Raw genomic sequence first — 17,187 nt, 5'->3', positions numbered from 1 at the left:
TTGCGGCGTTTTTCAGTTTGCGGCTCATCATCCGGGTGCCCATGCGGGGCATTCCGGCTTTTCATGCCGCTTATCGAGGATAAGGCTTATGGCACGTTCCCATGACCAGAAAGGCTCAGGCGGCCTTTCCCAGCGCCAGCTTCGCGTGGGCGAACAGGTGCGCCACGCAGTGGCGGAAATACTCCAGCGCGGCGAAATCCGCGATGATGTACTGGAGAAGACGGTTGTGTCTGTATCGGAGGTGCGCATGTCGCCCGATCTCAAGATCGCGACCTGCTTCATCACCCCGCTTGGAGACGTCGATCCGCAGCTGATCGTCAAGGCGCTTGCATCGCATGCGAAATTCATTCGCGGGCGTGTGGCGCCAAGGCTTAACCAGATGAAATACATGCCGGAATTCCGCTTCCGGCCCGATACGAGTTTCGACAACTTTGCCAAGATCGACGCATTGCTGCGTTCGCCGGAAGTGGCGCGCGATCTCAAGCAGGATGAAGACGAGGACAACTAAAGCATGGCAAGACGGGGCAAGAAAAAAGGACGTCCGGTTTCCGGCTGGGTCATTTTCGACAAGCCGAAGGGCATGGGATCGACAGAAGCGGTCTCCAAGATCAAGTGGCTGTTCAATGCCGAAAAAGCCGGTCATGCCGGTACGCTCGATCCGCTTGCTTCCGGCATGTTGCCGATTGCGCTGGGCGAAGCCACCAAGACGGTTCCCTATGTCATGGACGGAACCAAGATCTATCGCTTCACCGTGAGCTGGGGTGAGGAACGCTCGACCGACGATCTGGAAGGCGAGGCGACGAAAACCGCCGATAAGCGTCCGTCGCGCGAAGAGATCGAAGCCCTTCTGCCCAATTATACCGGCGTGATTTCTCAGGTGCCGCCGCAGTTCTCGGCCATCAAGATCGATGGTGAGCGCGCCTATGATCTCGCCCGCGAAGGTGAAACCGTCGAAATTCCGGCGCGTGAAGTCGAAATCGACCGGCTTGAGATCGTCGATTGTTCCGATGCCGACCGGACTGAGTTTGAAGTCGAATGCTCCAAGGGCACCTATGTCCGCTCGCTGGCGCGCGACATGGGCCGCGATCTTGGCTGCTATGGCCATATTTCCGATCTGCGCCGGATTGAAGTCGCGCCGTTCACACAAGAGGATTTCGTAACGCTCGCGCAACTTGAGCAAGCATGGCCGCCCCTGCCGCCAAAGGATGAGGACGGCAATGTGGTCGAGAACGCGCCGCGCCGCGATTTCTCTGCGCTTGATGCGCTGGTGATCGAGACGGGAGCAGCACTTGACTGCCTGCCGCAAGTGCCCCTGAGCGAAGATCAGGCGCAGCGGGTCCGCCTTGGCAATCCCGTGATCCTGCGCGGGCGCGATGCGCCCATGGACGCGGATGAAGCCTGCGTGACGACCCGCGGCAAGCTGCTTGCCATCGGCTACATCGAGCGCGGACAGTTCAAGCCCAAGCGCGTCTTTACGGCGGGCTGAGGGCGGACAAATATTTGAGACTGGCATTTGTGCCATTTTTGCACTATATGCCCATCATCGACCGTACAAATGCTACGTTAGATTTTGCTCATGGCCCGCGCTGGACGACATCCCGGCCCGGGCGTCTGGTTTTCCTCTCATCAAGAAAGGGTGTTACGATGTCGATTACTGCTGAGCGCAAGCAAGCACTTATCAAGGAATATGCCACCAAGGAAGGCGATACCGGTTCTCCTGAAGTTCAGGTTGCCGTTCTTTCCGAGCGCATTTCCAATCTTACCGAGCACTTCAAGGGCCACAAGAATGACAACCATTCGCGTCGCGGCCTTCTGAAGCTGGTTTCGCAGCGTCGCCGCCTCCTGGACTATGTCAAGGGCGTGGACGAAGCGCGCTACCAGGCGCTGATCGCCCGTCTGGGCCTGCGCCGCTAACGGCAAAATCGGGCGACGCCTCAAAACGTCGCCCGTTTGAATTTATTCCGGGCATGATCTGCCCGGCAAGCATGAAAGCGCACAGGGCGCTTTCGATTCTGCCGCAAGTGCGGCAATGCTTACGACCTGGACCAGTCATGGGGCAGGATTGCAGGCAGTTCGTACCGTTTACAATGCGCGAGCTTCCCGTTGTCTTGCCCGTGGCCTGTCCGCCAACCCGGAAAACCCTGAAAGCGCATCGCGCGGGTTTTCATTAAAAGGACAAGATATGTTCAATACCCATAAAGTCGAAATCGAATGGGGCGGTCGTCCGCTCATTCTGGAGACCGGCAAGATCGCCCGTCAGGCTGACGGCGCTGTTCTCGCCACCTATGGCGAAACCATGGTTCTTGCGACGGTCGTTTCGGCCAAGGAACCCAAGCCGGGGCAGGATTTCTTCCCGCTCACCGTGAATTATCAGGAAAAGACCTATGCCGCGGGCAAGATTCCCGGTGGCTATTTCAAGCGTGAAGGCCGTCCGAGCGAAAACGAAACGCTGGTTTCGCGCCTGATCGACCGTCCGATCCGTCCGCTTTTTGTCGAAGGTTACAAGAACGACACGCAGGTTGTCATCACCGTCATCCAGCACGATCTGGAAAATGATCCCGACGTGCTTTCGATGGTCGCCGCTTCCGCAGCGCTCACCATTTCCGGCGTGCCTTTCATGGGCCCGATCGGCGGCGCTCGCGTCGGCTACATCAACGGCGACTATGTGCTGAACCCGAACATCGACGAAATGCCCGAATCGAAGCTCGATCTGGTTGTCGCCGGTACGTCGGAAGCCGTTCTGATGGTTGAATCGGAAGCACAGGAACTTTCCGAAGAAGTCATGCTCGGTGCAGTCATGTTCGGCCATAAGGGCTTCCAGCCGGTGATCGACGCGATCATCAAGCTGGCTGAAGTTGCCGCCAAGGAGCCGCGCGACTTCCAGCCGGAAGATCTTTCGGCGCTCGAAGCCAAAATGCTGGCCCTGATCGAAAACGACCTGCGTGACGCATACAAGATCACCGAAAAGCAGGCCCGCTATGCGGCGGTCGATGCTGCCAAGGCGAAGGCCAAGGAGCATTTCTTCCCCGAAGGCGTGGAAGAGCCTGAATTTTCGGCGGAAGAGTTTGCAGCCGTATTCAAGCATTTGCAGGCCAAGATCGTTCGCTGGAACATTCTCGATACCGGCAGCCGCATCGATGGCCGCGATCTTTCGACCGTTCGTCCGATCGTTTCCGAAGTCGGCCTTCTGCCGCGCACGCATGGTTCGGCACTCTTCACCCGCGGCGAAACGCAGGCCATCGTGGTTGCGACGCTCGGCACCGGTGAAGACGAGCAGATGATCGACGCGCTGACGGGCACCTACAAGCAGCCCTTCATGCTGCACTACAATTTCCCGCCCTATTCGGTTGGTGAAACCGGTCGCATGGGCTCGCCCGGCCGTCGCGAAATCGGCCATGGCAAGCTTGCATGGCGCGCAATCCATCCGATGCTGCCTTCGGCTGACCAGTTCCCCTACACGATCCGCGCCGTATCCGAGATCACCGAATCCAACGGTTCGTCCTCGATGGCATCGGTTTGCGGTGCTTCGCTGGCGCTGATGGATGCCGGTGTTCCGATCACCCGTCCGGTGGCCGGTATCGCCATGGGTCTCATCAAGGAAGGCGACCGTTACGCCGTTCTCTCCGACATTCTCGGTGATGAGGATCATCTCGGCGATATGGATTTCAAGGTTGCCGGTAGCGAAAACGGCATCACCGCGCTTCAGATGGACATCAAGATCGACGGTATCACCGAAGAGATCATGAAGGTTGCTCTGGAGCAGGCCAAGGGCGGTCGTGTCCATATTCTGGGTGAAATGAGCAAGGCCATCTCCTCGTCGCGTGAAGAACTGGGCGAATTCGCTCCGCGCATCGAAGTGATGAACATTCCGACCGACAAGATCCGCGACGTGATTGGTTCGGGCGGCAAGGTCATCCGCGAAATCGTGGAAAAGACCGGCGCCAAGATCAACATCGAAGACGATGGCACGGTCAAGATCGCGTCCTCGAACGGCAAGGAAATCGAAGCCGCGAAGAAGTGGATTCACTCCATCGTTGCCGAGCCGGAAGTCGGTGAAATCTACGAAGGCACGGTTGTGAAGACCGCTGACTTTGGCGCTTTCGTCAACTTCTTCGGTCCGCGCGACGGTCTGGTCCATATCTCGCAGCTTGCAGCCGAACGCGTTGCCAAGACCACCGATGTGGTCAAGGAAGGCCAGAAGGTCTGGGTCAAGCTCATGGGCTTCGACGAACGCGGCAAGGTTCGCCTGTCGATGAAGGTCGTCGATCAGGAAACCGGCAAGGAAGTCGTTGCCGAAAAGAAGGCGGAAGCCGACGCTGAATAAGCTGTGCTTCATCCATTCAGGAAAGCGCGCCCTTGTGGCGCGCTTTTTTGTTGCGCAGCACTCTTTTAATGGCCATGAAAGGGCATGATTACAGGCGCGCAAAAAACACTCTTCCTTCCTTTCGAGCAGGATATTCTGGACAGGCCGCAAGCGGGGCAATCCATTCTCGCCTGCGGCATTTCAGCGGATCGGCTGCTCGATGATGGCTGGAAGCAGGCGCTGACCTGCCTGCAGCCATGGCGGCCCGACTGGCTGGCATTGAACCGGGAAGGCTTCCATGCCGAGCCGAGATTGGCCGCAGACAGCCGCTTTTCCGGCGGGCTGCTCTTGCTCGGAAAACATCGCGGACGCAACGAGGCGTGGTTTGCGGAGCTTCTGGCGCGTGTTGCGCCGGGCGGCTGGATCGTGGTGGCAGGCGACAAGAAACTGGGCATTGACAGTTTCCGCAAATGGGCCGGCAATATCGCTGAAATCAGTGACCGCCTGTCGAAAAACCATGCGGTCGCTTTCTGGTTGCGACGGCCTGCCGATCTCGATGATGATTTCATCGCAGCCCTGCGCCCTCTGCCCAGCGAAATTGAAGGGGGGTTTCGCACGGAACCGGGCATGTTCTCCCATGGCGTCATCGACAAGGGATCGGCCCTGCTGGTGCCGCATATGGAAAAGATCGTCTTCGGCAATGTCGCCGATCTTGGCGCGGGCTGGGGCTATCTTGCCGCGCAATGCCTGAAATTTGCCGACCGCATCAAATCCATCGATCTTTTCGAGGCGGATTTCGAGGCGCTGGAGGCTGCGCGCGGCAATATGGAGCGTCTGGGCGCCTCGGTGCCGCTTGCCTTCAACTGGCATGATGTGACCAGCGAAAAGATTACGGGCATCTATGATACCGTCATCATGAACCCGCCCTTTCATGAAGGGCGGAGCGCGGATGTTTCACTGGGCCAGAGTTTCATTGCCGCTGCTGCCTCGCGTCTCAAGACAGGCGGAAGGCTGCTGATGGTTGCAAACCGGCAATTGCCTTACGAGGCCACGCTCAAGGAGCGGTTCAAGTCGGTGACGATGCTCGAAGAAGCGTCCGGCTTTAAAATTTTTGACGCAAAGAAATAAACAAAAACCCGGCATCTCTGCCGGGTTTTTTTGAGAAAGCGAAATCTATTCGCCGCGTTCGGCATCGGAGCTTTTCAGCTCCTCAAGGGTGGGCATCGAGACGATATTATAGCCCGAATCCACATAATGAACGCCGCCGGTCACGCCGCTGGAAAGATCGGACAGCAGGTAGACCGCCGATTTGCCGACATCGTCAATATCGACGGTGCGGCGCAGCGGTGAATTGCGGCGCTGATAGCTGAAGATGGCGCGCGCATCGCCGATGCCTGCACCGGCCAGCGTGCGCACGGGGCCTGCGGAAATCGCATTGACGCGAATGCCCTGCGGTCCGAAATCGGCGGCCAGATAACGCACCATGGCTTCAAGAGCCGCCTTGGCCACGCCCATTACGTTGTAATTGGGAATGGTGCGGGTCGAGCCGCCATAGGTCAGCGTCAGGATCGAGCCGCCATCCGTCATCAGTTTTTCGGCGCGCTGCGCCATTTCCGTGAAGGAATAGGCGGAAATCACCATGGTGCGGCTGAAATTTTCGCGTGTGGTGACGTCTGCGTAACGGCCTTTGAGTTCCGTCTTGTCGGAAAAACCGATGGCGTGAACGATGAAATCGAGCTTGCCCCACTTCTTCTCGATTTCAGCGAAAACGGCATCGACGGTTTCAATATTTTCCACATCGCATGGCAGCACGAAATCCGAGCCGACCTGTTCGGCCAGCGGTTTCACGCGTTTGCCAAGCGCATCGCCCTGATAGGTGAAGGCGAGCTCGGCTCCCTGGGCGGCGAGTTGTTTTGCAATTCCCCAGGCGAGTGAGTGATTGTTCGCGACCCCCATGATGAGGCCGCGTTTACCTTGCATCAGACCTTCCATATTGTCCCTCTCCCTCAGCCCTGATAGCGCTGGAACACCAGCGTTGCATTGGTGCCGCCAAATCCGAAGGAATTGGAAAGCACGGTATTGAGCTGAGCATTGTCGATACGCTTGCGAACGATAGGCATGTCCGCGAAAGCAGGGTCCAGTTCTTCGATATGCGCGCTTTCACAGATGAAGTTGTTTTGCATCATCAACAGCGAATAGATGGCTTCCTGCACGCCTGTCGCGCCGAGCGAATGGCCGGTCAGGGACTTGGTGGCGGCAATGGGCGGGCAGGCATCGCCCGAGCCGAATATCTGGCGAATCGCGTCGATTTCCGGTGCGTCGCCTGCGGGTGTCGAGGTTGCGTGCGGGTTGATATAGTCGATCTTGGAATTGACGGTCGAAAGCGCCATTTTCATGCAGCGGATCGCGCCTTCGCCCGAAGGTGCGACCATGTCGTAACCATCGGAGGTTGCGCCATAGCCGACGATCTCACCATAGATTTTCGCACCGCGCATGCGCGCGGTTTCGAGGTCTTCGAGCACGAGCACGCCCGCGCCGCCTGCAATCACGAAGCCGTCGCGGTTCTTGTCATAGGCGCGCGAGGCCGTGGACGGGGTATCGTTATATTTTGACGACATCGCCCCCATGGCGTCGAACAGCACCGAAAGCGTCCAGTCGAGGTCCTCGCAGCCGCCCGCGAACATGCGGTCCTGCTTGCCGTACTGGATCATCTCGAAGGCATTGCCGATGCAATGGTTCGAGGTCGCGCAGGCTGACGAGATCGAATAATTGATGCCCTTGATCTTGAAGAAGGTCGCAAGCGTCGCCGAAGCCGTGGAGCTCATGGCTTTGGGAACCGCGAAGGGGCCGACGCGCTTGGGGCCTTTTTCGCGGGTTATATCGGCGGAATCGACGATCGTGCGCGTCGAAGGACCGCCCGAACCCATGATGATGCCGGTGCGGTCGTTCGAGACTTCCTCTTCCGACAGCCCCGCATCGGCAATCGCCTGATCCATGGCGATATGGTTCCAGGCCGTGCCGCGACCATGAAAGCGCATGGCGCGACGGTCGACGAGCGCTTCGACATCGATCTTCGGAGCGCCGTGAACCTGGCAGCGGAAACCAAGTTCGGCATATTCCTCTGCCCGCGAAATGCCGGATTTGGCTTCACGCAGCGAGGCCGTGACCTCTTCGGTGTTATTTCCAATCGAGGATACGATCCCCATACCCGTTACGACCACACGCCGCATCGCGTTCTCCTTTGCACCTGTTCCCTGAGGCTGGCCCTGTGGGCTTGCCCGTCTTTCGGTTACATAGTGCGATCTTCGCATGTTTTGAGCGCGGCTACATGAAAACTCTTCATTTTCTGTAGTCGCGCCCGTGAATTCTGGTGGTTAAGCGCTTATTCCGCGCTGCCTTCCTTCGACAGACCGACGCGCAGGTCTTTTGCCTGATAGATGGTTTCACCATCGGCCTTGAGCCAGCCATCGGCGGTGCCAAGCACGAGGCGACCGCGCATGACGCGCTTGAAATCGATGCCATATTCGAGAAGCTTCGTATGCGGACGCACCATGCCCTTGAACTTCACCTCGCCGGTGGAGAGCGCCATGCCGCGGCCCGGCTCGCCCAGCCAGCCGAGGAAGAAGCCCGTCAGCTGCCACATGCCGTCAAGGCCGAGGCAGCCCGGCATGATGGGATTGCCGGGAAAGTGGCAGGGGAAATACCAGTCGTCCGGGCGCACGTCATAAGCAGCGCGCACATAGCCCTTGTCGAATTCGCCGCCCGTTTCAGAAATCTCGGTAATACGATGGACCATCAGCATCGGGGGCAGGGGAAGCTGTGCATTGCCCGGACCGAACAGCTCGCCGCGCGCGCAGCTGAGAAGCTCTTCATATCCGTAGCTTGATTTCTGTTCGGCCATTATGCCTCCATTCGGGATCATTCTGCGATGACCGTTCCTGCTGGCAGGACCGGTCTGGTTGTCGTCATTTCCGGAACATCCCTAACACAGACTGTTTCCGGCAGTAAATCATGCGTTGGTTTTCGCCGGAAAAGCCGGGAATAACCATGCCTATTGATACTTGTTTCGCAACGGCATATATCAATGTCAGTAGGCAATGGGCAACAGCCTGTTCGATGTTTGACAAAATTGCTACGAGCTTGTGACGGGTCTAAGGGTAAAAATGCAGAATCATCATGCCCACCACTCGATGGTTTCCATGGAGAAACGGCTTCGCGGTGCCGGTTTGCGGCCCACGCGGCAGCGTGTCGCGCTCGCAAACCTGATCTATGCACAAGGCGATCGGCATTTGTCGGCGGAGGAGCTTCACGAGGAAGCCGTTCTGGCCCATGTGCCAGTCTCGCTTGCGACCGTCTATAACACATTGCACCAGTTCACCGAAGCCGGGATGCTGCGCATCATTGCGGTCGAGGGTGCGAAAACCTATTTTGACACCAATGTTTCCGATCACCAGCATTTCTTCCTTGAAGGGGAGAATGTGGTGTTCGACATTCCGCATGGCGAGCATGGCCAGCCGACGGTGGCCAATATGCCGCCAGCGCCGGAAGGCATGGAAATCGTCAATGTCGATATTATCGTGCGCCTGCGCCGCAAGGGGCGCTGATCGCATTCGATACGAACTATAAAAAAAGCGGCTTCTAGAGCATTTCCAGCAAAAGTGTGAAACGCCTCCGCAGGGAAATCAGTTCACTGGACTGATTTCTCTTCCTGCTTCGATGCGTCTGGATAATGCGTAAAAACAAATAGATAGAGCGGTTCCGACGATTCCGTTTAAACAGGAACCGCTCTAGCCGCTTTTTTAACAGGCGCATACCAGATGGCGGTTCAATCGAAGACTTCGCCCGGATAGACGCCCCAGAGTTCGGACTGCCTGAACCAGCCTTTTGCACTCCTCATTTCGAGGCGGCACCACTCGCCATTGCATTCGCTTACCGTGCCGATGACGCCGGGCTCGACTTCCGCCGCGACACCGGAGGTTTCGCTTGGGTCGCGCCGCATGGTAATCATCGCGCCCTGATCGTTCTTAAGCCATGGCGCGGCGGCGGCGGTGCGCTTGCCCGACAGGAGCGACTGATAGACCCAGCCTTCGGTGCCATCGGCATCGCGAATGCGCCGCCAGTTGTCATATTCCTGAATGATCTCCACGGGCAGGCCGGCTTTCAGAAACAGCCACGACACCGCATATTGGCGACCGGGGCCGACGCGCAGATTGACGCGTGCGGGCTTGAGGCTGACAAAGCGCGGCACCGGCAGTCCGCTTGCGCCCAAAGTGGTGCCTGCGGGCGCTGCTGCGCTTGCCTTATGGTATTGCGGCGCGCCCATCGGCGCAATGAACAGCAGCAATGCGATGGCGCATAATGTGGTTATCGAAAACTGCTGCGGAACTATGCGGTACAATTGCAACCTCTCGTCGCCCTGTCATTTCATGGCAGTTTTCAGGAGGGATGCCGCCATGCCTCTGGAACTGCCAAACCAACCGGAGTGCGGTTTTGTGCTTGTGATTTTCTTTGTCTTTGCCATGCTGCCTTGCTAGAGATGGGCAGCCGAAGCGATTTCCTATATTGCATCTTCTTGGTTAAGGAGGTCTCAACGGCTGGGAAGCTGCTTGAGGCATTGCTTAACAGAGGGGTGGAGATGTCGAACAAGAAAAAACCGCTGGTCATTCTTACCCGCAAATTGCCGGATGCCATAGAAACCCGAATGCGGGAACTGTTCGACGCACGCCTGAATATCGACGATCACCGCATGACGCAGCCGGAAATCATCGCTGCCATGAAGGAAGCAGATGTTCTCGTTCCCTGCGTGACCGACGTGATCGATGCGGCGATTATCGAACAGGCAGGCCCCAATCTGAAACTGATCGCGAATTTCGGTAATGGCGTCGATAATATCGATGTCGCAGCCGCTGCAAAGCGCGGCATCACCATCACCAATACCCCCAATGTCCTGACCGAAGATACCGCCGACATGACGCTGGCGCTGCTGCTGATGGTGCCGCGCCGCCTTGTCGAAGGGGCCAATGTCTTCAACAAGCATTCCGGCGAATGGCCGGGCTGGTCGCCGACATGGATGCTCGGACGCCGCATCTGGGGCAAGCGCCTTGGTATCGTCGGCATGGGCCGCATCGGCACCGCCGTCGCCCGCCGCGCCAAGGCTTTCGGCCTGTCGATCCATTATCACAATCGCAACCGCGTCAGCCCGCAGGTCGAGGACGAGCTGGAGGCGACCTATTGGGACAGTCTCGACCAGATGCTCGCCCGCATGGACATCATCTCGGTCAATTGCCCTTCGACGCCTGCGACCTTCCATCTGCTTTCCGCGCGCCGTCTCGCGCTGATGCAGCCCACCGCCTATGTCGTCAACACGGCGCGCGGGCAGATCATCGATGAAGTGGCGCTGACGGACCTGATCGAGCAGGGCAAGCTGGCGGGTGCGGGCCTCGACGTTTACGAAAACGAGCGTGCCGTTAATCCGCGCCTTTTGTCACTGGTGGAAAGAGGCAAGGTCGTGCTGCTGCCGCATATGGGATCGGCAACGATCGAGGGCCGCGTCGATATGGGCGACAAGGTGATCATCAACATCAAGGCTTTTGTCGACGGACACCGCACGCCCGACCGGGTCTTGCCCAATCGGGTGTAAAAAGGCTCTTCAAAAACTTACGGCCTGCGGATCAGCGTCGGCAGATCATAGAGATAGGCGATACGCCTGATGGCCTCTTGCAGCGGCTCCAGCGTCACGCTCATCGTGTGGCCGCTGGCATGGATGAGCATATCGGGCGATGCGCATATGGCGACATGGCCTTTCCAGAAAACCAGATCGCCGCGCGCAAGATTTGAATAATCGCTCTCCGGCGCAATGATTTCGCCCAGGCTGCCCTGCTGCATATCCGAATCGCGCAGTACCTTGCGGCCCGCCACCCACATGCAAAGCTGCACGAGGCCCGAGCAGTCGATGCCGAAGCCCGATGTGCCGCCCCACAGATAGGGCGTGTGCAGCAATGTTTCGGCAATGGCCACATAATCGGATGCATATTCGCCGATAGGCGCCAGATGACGCGCGATCAGCGCCTCACCGCTTTCAAGCAGGGCATATTGCGTGCCGCGCTTTTCCGCTGTGCCGACAATGCGCAGGCGCGAGCCGAGCGAGAGCGCTTTGGTATGTGCAAAGCGCAGATCGGAACCGGGATAGACGAATGTGCGCGGGACGATGATCATATGGGTGGCCTCGCCACCGGGCTTTTCCAGCGCGGCGGACGAGACATAGCCGGTATAGCCGTCGCGTGCGGCCTGCACCCAGCTCCAGCCGTCCTGTTCCTCGAAGACCTGCACGTCATCGCCGAAAATCATCTGCGTCTGCGGACCGCTATCGGGGCGCGGCTCAGCGCGCAGATCGGCTACGGATGCGTTGATTCGCATGCGGCTTCCAGCGGTAAAACGGCTCGCTTCAACCGCGCCGCGCAACCGTTCATCGGCGAGATCGGGGCGATAGGCGTTGAGGCGGCGGTCGGGCAGGCTCACAGTGGTAACTCCCTTGCTTTGGCAATCACCAGATCGCCCAGCCTTTCGACATAGAGCGCTCCGGCGACGGTTCTTTTCACCAGCACATTGCGTTTGTCTTTTTCATCCCGATGCCGGGAGACGAGATCGAGCAACCCCATCGTATCGAGCGCGCGCGTGATCACCGGCTTGGTGACATCAAGCTTTGCCGCCAGTCCCCGCACCGTATGCGGCGGCGGCTCCAGATAGATGGTCAGAAGAATCGCTGCCTGCCGGGTGGTCAGATCCGGCATCTGGTCCCGAATCTGCTCCAGCGACAGGGTTTTCAGCAAGGTCAGCGCCTGCAAGGGCTTGAGCTCAACGGGCATAACACCAGACCGCTCGGAATTGTTTCGGACCCGTATCATTCAACGCGGTTTCGCCCCTTCAATCAAGCGGAATCATCGCGCCGGAAACCGCTCCTTCAAAAGCTGGTATAAAGCGCGGATTCCCTGCGCTTCGCCGCCCACGGGCGAGGCGGGCTTTTCCACCGGCGTCCAGCCGAAAATATCGAAATGCATCCAGCTTTCGGCTTTTTCGACAAAACGGCTGAGAAACAATGCCGCCGTGACCGATCCGGCAAAACCGTCGCTGGTGACATTGTTGATGTCTGCCACCCGCGAGGAAAGCTTTTTCGCATAGGGCTGCCAGAGCGGCATGCGCCACAATGGATCGGCTGTCTCGCTCGCTTTGCGGCCAAGCGCCTGCGCCAGATCGTCGTCATGCGTATAGAAGGGCGGCAGGTCGGGGCCGAGCGCCACGCGCGCAGCGCCCGTCAGCGTCGCCATATCGATGATGAGTTCCGGCTCTTCCTCATCGGCGAGCGCAAGCGCATCGGCCAGCACCAGACGGCCTTCGGCATCGGTATTGCCGATTTCCACGCTCAGGCCCTTGCGGCTCTGCAATATGTCGCCGGGGCGGAAGGCATTGCCGGAAATCGAATTTTCGACCGCCGGAATCAGCACGCGCAGCCGTATGGGCAGTTTTGCAGCCATCACCATCAAGGCAAGGCCGAGCACATTTGCGGCTCCGCCCATGTCCTTTTTCATCAGCAGCATGCCGCTGGCCGGTTTTATATCGAGCCCGCCCGTATCGAAGCAGACCCCTTTGCCGACCAGAGTGATTTTCGGATTATCCTCATTGCCCCAGCGCATGTCGATGAGGCGCGGCGCGATGCTGCCTGCGCGCCCCACCGCATGGATCATGGGAAAATTCTGCGCAAGCAGCGCATCGCCTTCGATGGTCGAAATTTCCGCCTGATATTTGGCGGCGAGATCGCGTGCGGCCTGTTCCAGCGCATCCGGCCCCATATCATTGGGTGGCGTGTTGATGAGGTCGCGGGCGAGCGTCACCGCATCGGCGATTGCCTGCGTCTCATGCGCATCCACACCTTCAGGCAGGGCCAGCCGGATGGATTTGTCATCCTTCTTGCGATAGCGCGTGAAACTATAGCCGCCCATCAAAAAGGCCAGCGCGGCAAGGCTGGCGTTTTGCAGCTTGCCTTCAATATGCCAGTCGCCTTCCGGCAGGGCGCGGGCGAGCTTTCCGGCAAGAAGCGCCCATTGGCTTTCCGGCTCCTCATGGCCGATACCAAACAGCGCACCGGCAATCGCACCTTTTTCTCCGGCAAGAACGAGAACGCGCCCGGCTTCGCCATTGAAATCATTGGCTCTGGCCCAGAAAACGGCGTCCTGCGCCAGCCCGGCCTGATCGATGCCGCCTTTTTCAATGAACCATATGGGGCGGCTCTCAGCCGATCTTGCAGGGATGATTTCGACGGGCATGGCCTTCCTCAATGGTGGTTCTGATCGAAGGACTGCACCTGCACGGATTGATAATCCAGCATGGCAGCAGGCTTTCCGGCAAAAAGCGCCAGCCCGCTGATGACGGCGATAATCGCCAGCGCGCCGATGAGCGTGCATTCGATCATCGCTGCACCTGATCTGTTTCTCAAAAAGCGCGTCATCAATGCCGGCATCACAATTACCCTGAGCAAATCTCTTGTTCGGGAGCATTTTTAATGCGCGGCGATTGTGATGGGTTTAAGAAACAGGGAAAACAAATAGTAAATTTCGCACCGCACGCCGATCAGGGCGGTTTGGGTTAATGGATGGCAAATGCTGCCGTCAGGGCCTATATGAGCCGCTGTTGCCAACACTGCCGGAAGAAACATTATGCCCGAATTGCCAGAGGTCGAAACGGTACGCCGTGGCCTGGAACCCTTCATGCAGGGTGCGAAGGTCGAGCGGGTCGAGCAGAACCGGCCCGATCTGCGCTTTCCCTTCCCGCAGGATTTTGTTTCGCGCCTCAAGGGCCGCAGGATCGATGCGCTGGGGCGGCGGGCCAAATATCTCACCATCCATCTTGATGACGGGTTGTCGATCATCAGCCATATGGGCATGTCCGGCTCTTTCCGCATCGAGGCGGAGCAGGCAGGCGAATCGCCCGGCGAATTTCATCATGAACGTTCCAAAAACAGCCGCCACGACCATGTGGTTTTTCATCTGACCCGGCCTGACGGCTCCTGCGTGCGCATCATTTATAATGATCCGCGCCGTTTCGGTTTCATGCTGTTTGCTGAAAAAGGTGCGCTGGATGACCATCCGCTGTTGAAAGGGCTTGGCGTCGAGCCGACGGGAAACCGGCTTTCGGGCGAATTGCTGGCGAGCCTTTTTGCAGGCCGCAGGACACCGCTCAAGGCAGCGCTTCTCGATCAGCGGCTGATTGCCGGGCTGGGCAATATCTATGTCTGCGAAGCGCTTTGGCGCTCCGGCCTCTCGCCCATGCGCGCGGCAGGCTCGATTGCCGATGATGCGCAGGTGCTTGATCGTCTGGCGGGCGATATTCGCAATGTCATTGCCGAAGCGATAAAGGCGGGCGGCTCGACGCTGAAAGATTATATTCAGGCCGATGGCGCGCTGGGCTATTTCCAGCATTCTTTCTCGGTTTATGGAAGAGAGGCCCAGCCGTGCAAGGCTCCCGGATGCAGCGGCATGATCGGGCGCACCGTGCAGGCAGGTCGCTCGACCTTCTTTTGCGCGTCCTGTCAAAACTGAATGCCTTTCACGGCTCCACGCTTGCAAAAACGCGCCCGGCAGTTCACTTTGCGACCACGAATTGGATACTACGGAGGAGAGTGCTTCCATGGCCTATGAAACCATCGTTGTAGAGACGCGCGGCGGCGTTGGTCTTGTTCGTCTTAACCGGCCGCAGGCGCTCAATGCCCTCAACGGACGGGTTCTCGATGAGCTGACGGAAGCACTGGCCGGTTTCGACACTGACGGCAGGATCGGCGCAATCGTGCTGACCGGCTCCGAAAAGGCTTTTGCCGCCGGCGCCGACATCAAGGAAATGCAGCCGATCAATTTCGTGGATGCCTATCTTCAGGACATGTTTGCGGACTGGCATAAGGTCGATCGCGTCCGCAAGCCCATTATCGCGGCTGTCGCCGGTTATGCGCTGGGCGGCGGCTGCGAGCTTGCCATGATGTGCGATTTCATCATTGCCGCCGACAATGCCAAATTCGGCCAGCCCGAAATTACCCTGGGCGTCATGCCCGGCATGGGCGGTTCGCAGCGCCTGACCCGCTATGTCGGAAAATCCAAGGCCATGGATATGTGCTTGACGGGCCGCATGATGGACGCGCAGGAAGCCGAACGCTCCGGTCTGGTCTCGCGCGTGGTGGCGCCGCAGGATCTGATCGAGGAAGCCCTCAAAGCGGCCGAGCGCATCGCGTCCTTCTCGCGTCCTTCCGTGCTGATGGTCAAGGAATCGATCAATCGCGCCTATGAAACCACTCTCGATGAGGGGCTGCGTTTCGAGCGCCGCCTGTTTCATTCGCTCTTTGCGACCGAAGACCAGAAGGAGGGCATGTCGGCTTTTGTCGACAAGCGCACACCGGCTTTCAAGAACCGTTGAATGGGCATGTCGCAGCTGATCGCATCTGTGTAACAGAAACCACATTGACGCGGCTTGAAAGCTGATCTATAAGCCCGGCCAAGGATCGGCGGCCTCCAGGCATTGTGGCTGCCCGGAGATTTTGTGACCGACGGCTTAGACCGTGGGCTAGCTGACAGAAAAAGAGAGGCATTTATGGCCAATACTCCTTCGGCCAAGAAGGCAGTGCGCAAGATCGCTGCCCGCACCGAAACCAACAAGTCCCGCCGTTCGCGCGTGCGTACTTTCGTGCGCAAGCTTGAAGACGCGCTTTTGAGCGGCGACAAGCAGGCAGCAGAAGTCGCGTTCAAGGCTGCTGAGCCTGAACTGATGCGCGCTGCATCCAAGGGCGTCCTGCACAAGAACACTGCGTCGCGCAAGGTGTCGCGTCTTGCAGCACGCGTGAAGGCCCTCAACGCCTGATTTTTCCAGATTTGGAACTTTATTGAAAACCCGGCTAATATTAGCCGGGTTTTCTTTTTGCGATTCTTTCGACGGGGAGAGGCCTGCGGCGGCGCGCGGGCGATTCTTGCAAAAACAGTCATTTTGTCCCCGGGCATTCCTTTGCCGCGAAACGATCAGGGCGGCTTCATGACCCGGCATGGCAAGCGCCCGGCCTATGCGCCGGAATTTTAACGTTTATTTAATACGACGCCTTCAACCGCCGTTCTATTCTGAAACAGGTTGCAGCTATTTCCTTTTTAACTTCAAAGAGTTGTTGATGTTTATCCACCCTTATCCACAGGCCCTTCACGGGATTCGAAAACGCGGATGAGTCAAGCAGATTTTTTAAATTTATTTTGCCTTCCCCCATTTTGCGAATGCCTGAAAAAAGTCGCGATGGAAACACATTGAATCCTAAGGCGTTATTTCGCTGGCATCCGATTCTCCCTCTTCTCCAGACTCCGATGCAAGCCCCCGGCGAAGAAAAAACTGCTCTTTAAAGGGTTGCTCTTTGCCGCGAGGCTTCGCTAAAGTCAGGTCATTGAGAGGGGCGGCCGTTGGCCCGAAGTTAGCATCGCGTTAGCATCAAATGGAGACTTGTTGACGTTGGCATATGTTGCCCGCGGGTGCTGATTTTTTGGTCCTGACGGCCCTTTTCGAGTGCATTGATTGCTTACCATTCATTAACCGGAATGCTCTTTTAGGCGCATCTTTGTTGTTTGAGTGGTTGTCGCGAATTCTGTTCCGGGCAATCAGGCAAAAGCCTTGGTTCGAGAATGGAAACGATTCTCGAAGCATATGATCTGCTGCTCTTCAGAATGGAGGCTGTCGGTCATGACGCGCAGGCAGAACGGCGTATGGGTTGCAGGTAGTGTGTGGGTAAGTGGGTAAATAAGTAAGCAGGCAGGTAAGGAGTATCCCGGTTAATGGCCCCGTTGGGCCGGTTTGGTTTGTGTTCGGCTCTTCCA

18 protein-coding genes are annotated in these 17,187 nt (G+C 58.0%); 10 read left to right on the top strand and 8 right to left on the bottom strand.

Annotation, left to right across the window (positions count from 1 at the left end; translation table 11 throughout):
* Positions 1 to 88 precede the first annotated feature (88 nt).
* From rbfA to DKP76_RS02585, 5 genes are all read left to right on the top strand, one after another.
* Entirely contained in the window at positions 89 to 508 is a 420-nt protein-coding gene (gene rbfA / locus DKP76_RS02605; protein ID WP_109704843.1) for a 30S ribosome-binding factor RbfA, read from the top strand.
* 3 nt (positions 509 to 511) lie between these two features.
* Positions 512 to 1,486: a tRNA pseudouridine(55) synthase TruB gene (gene truB / locus DKP76_RS02600; RefSeq protein ID WP_109704842.1), complete on the top strand. Its 975-nt coding sequence runs from the start codon at positions 512 to 514 to the stop codon at positions 1,484 to 1,486.
* Positions 1,487 to 1,644: 158 nt separating this feature from the next.
* A complete protein-coding gene (rpsO, locus tag DKP76_RS02595; RefSeq protein ID WP_109704841.1) occupies positions 1,645 to 1,914 on the top strand; it encodes a 30S ribosomal protein S15 in 270 nt (89 codons plus the stop codon).
* Positions 1,915 to 2,182: 268 nt separating this feature from the next.
* On the top strand, positions 2,183 to 4,324 hold the full coding sequence (gene pnp, locus DKP76_RS02590) for a polyribonucleotide nucleotidyltransferase (RefSeq protein ID WP_109704840.1): 2,142 nt from the start codon (positions 2,183 to 2,185) through the stop codon (positions 4,322 to 4,324).
* A gap of 84 nt (positions 4,325 to 4,408) precedes the next feature.
* Positions 4,409 to 5,431, top strand: a complete 1,023-nt coding sequence (locus DKP76_RS02585; RefSeq protein WP_109704839.1) for a class I SAM-dependent methyltransferase — start codon at positions 4,409 to 4,411, stop codon at positions 5,429 to 5,431.
* Between the two features lie 45 nt (positions 5,432 to 5,476).
* Here DKP76_RS02585 and fabI read toward each other — a convergent pair whose 3' ends face one another.
* From fabI to fabA, 3 genes are all read right to left on the bottom strand, one after another.
* Positions 5,477 to 6,295, bottom strand: a complete 819-nt coding sequence (fabI, locus tag DKP76_RS02580) for an enoyl-ACP reductase FabI (RefSeq protein ID WP_109704838.1) — start codon at positions 6,293 to 6,295, stop codon at positions 5,477 to 5,479.
* Positions 6,296 to 6,309: 14 nt separating this feature from the next.
* Positions 6,310 to 7,533 (bottom strand): beta-ketoacyl-ACP synthase I, encoded by a 1,224-nt coding sequence (gene fabB / locus DKP76_RS02575; RefSeq protein WP_109704837.1) that lies wholly within the window; start codon positions 7,531 to 7,533, stop codon positions 6,310 to 6,312.
* 152 nt (positions 7,534 to 7,685) lie between these two features.
* Positions 7,686 to 8,204, bottom strand: a complete 519-nt coding sequence (gene fabA / locus DKP76_RS02570) for a 3-hydroxyacyl-[acyl-carrier-protein] dehydratase FabA (RefSeq protein ID WP_109704836.1) — start codon at positions 8,202 to 8,204, stop codon at positions 7,686 to 7,688.
* A gap of 262 nt (positions 8,205 to 8,466) precedes the next feature.
* Between fabA and irrA the strand changes: the two genes are divergently transcribed.
* Positions 8,467 to 8,907 (top strand): iron response transcriptional regulator IrrA, encoded by a 441-nt coding sequence (gene irrA / locus DKP76_RS02565; protein ID WP_109704835.1) that lies wholly within the window; start codon positions 8,467 to 8,469, stop codon positions 8,905 to 8,907.
* A gap of 221 nt (positions 8,908 to 9,128) precedes the next feature.
* Here the strand turns inward: irrA and DKP76_RS02560 are convergent, their stop codons facing one another.
* Entirely contained in the window at positions 9,129 to 9,626 is a 498-nt protein-coding gene (locus DKP76_RS02560; RefSeq protein ID WP_425349361.1) for an SH3 domain-containing protein, read from the bottom strand.
* Positions 9,627 to 9,938: 312 nt separating this feature from the next.
* Between DKP76_RS02560 and DKP76_RS02555 the strand changes: the two genes are divergently transcribed.
* Positions 9,939 to 10,943 carry a 2-hydroxyacid dehydrogenase gene (locus DKP76_RS02555; protein WP_109704833.1) on the top strand — a complete coding sequence of 335 codons (1,005 nt, stop codon included), beginning with the start codon at positions 9,939 to 9,941 and terminating at the stop codon, positions 10,941 to 10,943.
* Between the two features lie 17 nt (positions 10,944 to 10,960).
* Here the strand turns inward: DKP76_RS02555 and DKP76_RS02550 are convergent, their stop codons facing one another.
* From DKP76_RS02550 to DKP76_RS02535, 4 genes are all read right to left on the bottom strand, one after another.
* Positions 10,961 to 11,821: a C40 family peptidase gene (locus DKP76_RS02550; protein ID WP_109704832.1), complete on the bottom strand. Its 861-nt coding sequence runs from the start codon at positions 11,819 to 11,821 to the stop codon at positions 10,961 to 10,963.
* Complete coding sequence (locus tag DKP76_RS02545) at positions 11,818 to 12,168, bottom strand: MarR family transcriptional regulator (RefSeq protein WP_109704831.1); 351 nt, start codon at positions 12,166 to 12,168, stop codon at positions 11,818 to 11,820. Before DKP76_RS02545 ends, DKP76_RS02550 begins: the two co-directional genes overlap by 4 nt.
* Before the next feature lie 72 nt (positions 12,169 to 12,240).
* Positions 12,241 to 13,623, bottom strand: coding sequence for a leucyl aminopeptidase family protein (locus tag DKP76_RS02540; RefSeq protein WP_109704830.1), 1,383 nt, complete (start codon positions 13,621 to 13,623; stop codon positions 12,241 to 12,243).
* An 8-nt stretch (positions 13,624 to 13,631) separates the two neighbouring features.
* Positions 13,632 to 13,817 (bottom strand): Flp family type IVb pilin, encoded by a 186-nt coding sequence (locus tag DKP76_RS02535; RefSeq protein WP_109704829.1) that lies wholly within the window; start codon positions 13,815 to 13,817, stop codon positions 13,632 to 13,634.
* Between the two features lie 196 nt (positions 13,818 to 14,013).
* Here DKP76_RS02535 and mutM point away from each other — a divergent pair, with 196 nt between their 5' ends.
* The 3 genes from mutM (at position 14,014) to rpsT (ending at position 16,198) form a co-directional block, all read left to right on the top strand.
* Positions 14,014 to 14,895, top strand: coding sequence for a bifunctional DNA-formamidopyrimidine glycosylase/DNA-(apurinic or apyrimidinic site) lyase (mutM, locus tag DKP76_RS02530; RefSeq protein ID WP_109704828.1), 882 nt, complete (start codon positions 14,014 to 14,016; stop codon positions 14,893 to 14,895).
* Positions 14,896 to 14,983: 88 nt separating this feature from the next.
* Positions 14,984 to 15,757 carry an enoyl-CoA hydratase gene (locus DKP76_RS02525; RefSeq protein ID WP_109704827.1) on the top strand — a complete coding sequence of 258 codons (774 nt, stop codon included), beginning with the start codon at positions 14,984 to 14,986 and terminating at the stop codon, positions 15,755 to 15,757.
* A 174-nt stretch (positions 15,758 to 15,931) separates the two neighbouring features.
* Positions 15,932 to 16,198 carry a 30S ribosomal protein S20 gene (gene rpsT / locus DKP76_RS02520; protein WP_109704826.1) on the top strand — a complete coding sequence of 89 codons (267 nt, stop codon included), beginning with the start codon at positions 15,932 to 15,934 and terminating at the stop codon, positions 16,196 to 16,198.
* Positions 16,199 to 17,187: the final 989 nt, after the last annotated feature.

The sequence above is a fragment of the Falsochrobactrum shanghaiense genome, assembly GCF_003149535.1.
Classification (GTDB): domain Bacteria; phylum Pseudomonadota; class Alphaproteobacteria; order Rhizobiales; family Rhizobiaceae; genus Brucella; species Brucella shanghaiense.
The sequence above is the reverse complement of the archived record's forward strand: the minus strand, read 5'-3'. Positions and strand labels throughout refer to the sequence as shown.

Bases quoted from the DNA above. Each gene is read 5' to 3' on its own strand.
- DKP76_RS02535 (WP_109704829.1), bottom strand. From the start codon at position 13,817: ATGCCGGCATTGATGACGCGCTTTTTGAGAAACAGATCAGGTGCAGCG.
- fabI (WP_109704838.1), bottom strand. From the start codon at position 6,295: ATGGAAGGTCTGATGCAAGGTAAACGCGGCCTCATCATGGGGGTCGCG.
- DKP76_RS02585 (WP_109704839.1), top strand. From the start codon at position 4,409: ATGATTACAGGCGCGCAAAAAACACTCTTCCTTCCTTTCGAGCAGGAT.
- rpsO (WP_109704841.1), top strand. From the start codon at position 1,645: ATGTCGATTACTGCTGAGCGCAAGCAAGCACTTATCAAGGAATATGCC.
- DKP76_RS02545 (WP_109704831.1), bottom strand. From the start codon at position 12,168: ATGCCCGTTGAGCTCAAGCCCTTGCAGGCGCTGACCTTGCTGAAAACC.
- DKP76_RS02555 (WP_109704833.1), top strand. From the start codon at position 9,939: ATGTCGAACAAGAAAAAACCGCTGGTCATTCTTACCCGCAAATTGCCG.
- truB (WP_109704842.1), top strand. From the start codon at position 512: ATGGCAAGACGGGGCAAGAAAAAAGGACGTCCGGTTTCCGGCTGGGTC.
- rpsT (WP_109704826.1), top strand. From the start codon at position 15,932: ATGGCCAATACTCCTTCGGCCAAGAAGGCAGTGCGCAAGATCGCTGCC.
- fabA (WP_109704836.1), bottom strand. From the start codon at position 8,204: ATGGCCGAACAGAAATCAAGCTACGGATATGAAGAGCTTCTCAGCTGC.
- DKP76_RS02525 (WP_109704827.1), top strand. From the start codon at position 14,984: ATGGCCTATGAAACCATCGTTGTAGAGACGCGCGGCGGCGTTGGTCTT.
- irrA (WP_109704835.1), top strand. From the start codon at position 8,467: ATGCAGAATCATCATGCCCACCACTCGATGGTTTCCATGGAGAAACGG.
- mutM (WP_109704828.1), top strand. From the start codon at position 14,014: ATGCCCGAATTGCCAGAGGTCGAAACGGTACGCCGTGGCCTGGAACCC.
- fabB (WP_109704837.1), bottom strand. From the start codon at position 7,533: ATGCGGCGTGTGGTCGTAACGGGTATGGGGATCGTATCCTCGATTGGA.
- pnp (WP_109704840.1), top strand. From the start codon at position 2,183: ATGTTCAATACCCATAAAGTCGAAATCGAATGGGGCGGTCGTCCGCTC.
- DKP76_RS02560 (WP_425349361.1), bottom strand. From the start codon at position 9,626: ATGGGCGCGCCGCAATACCATAAGGCAAGCGCAGCAGCGCCCGCAGGC.
- rbfA (WP_109704843.1), top strand. From the start codon at position 89: ATGGCACGTTCCCATGACCAGAAAGGCTCAGGCGGCCTTTCCCAGCGC.
- DKP76_RS02540 (WP_109704830.1), bottom strand. From the start codon at position 13,623: ATGCCCGTCGAAATCATCCCTGCAAGATCGGCTGAGAGCCGCCCCATA.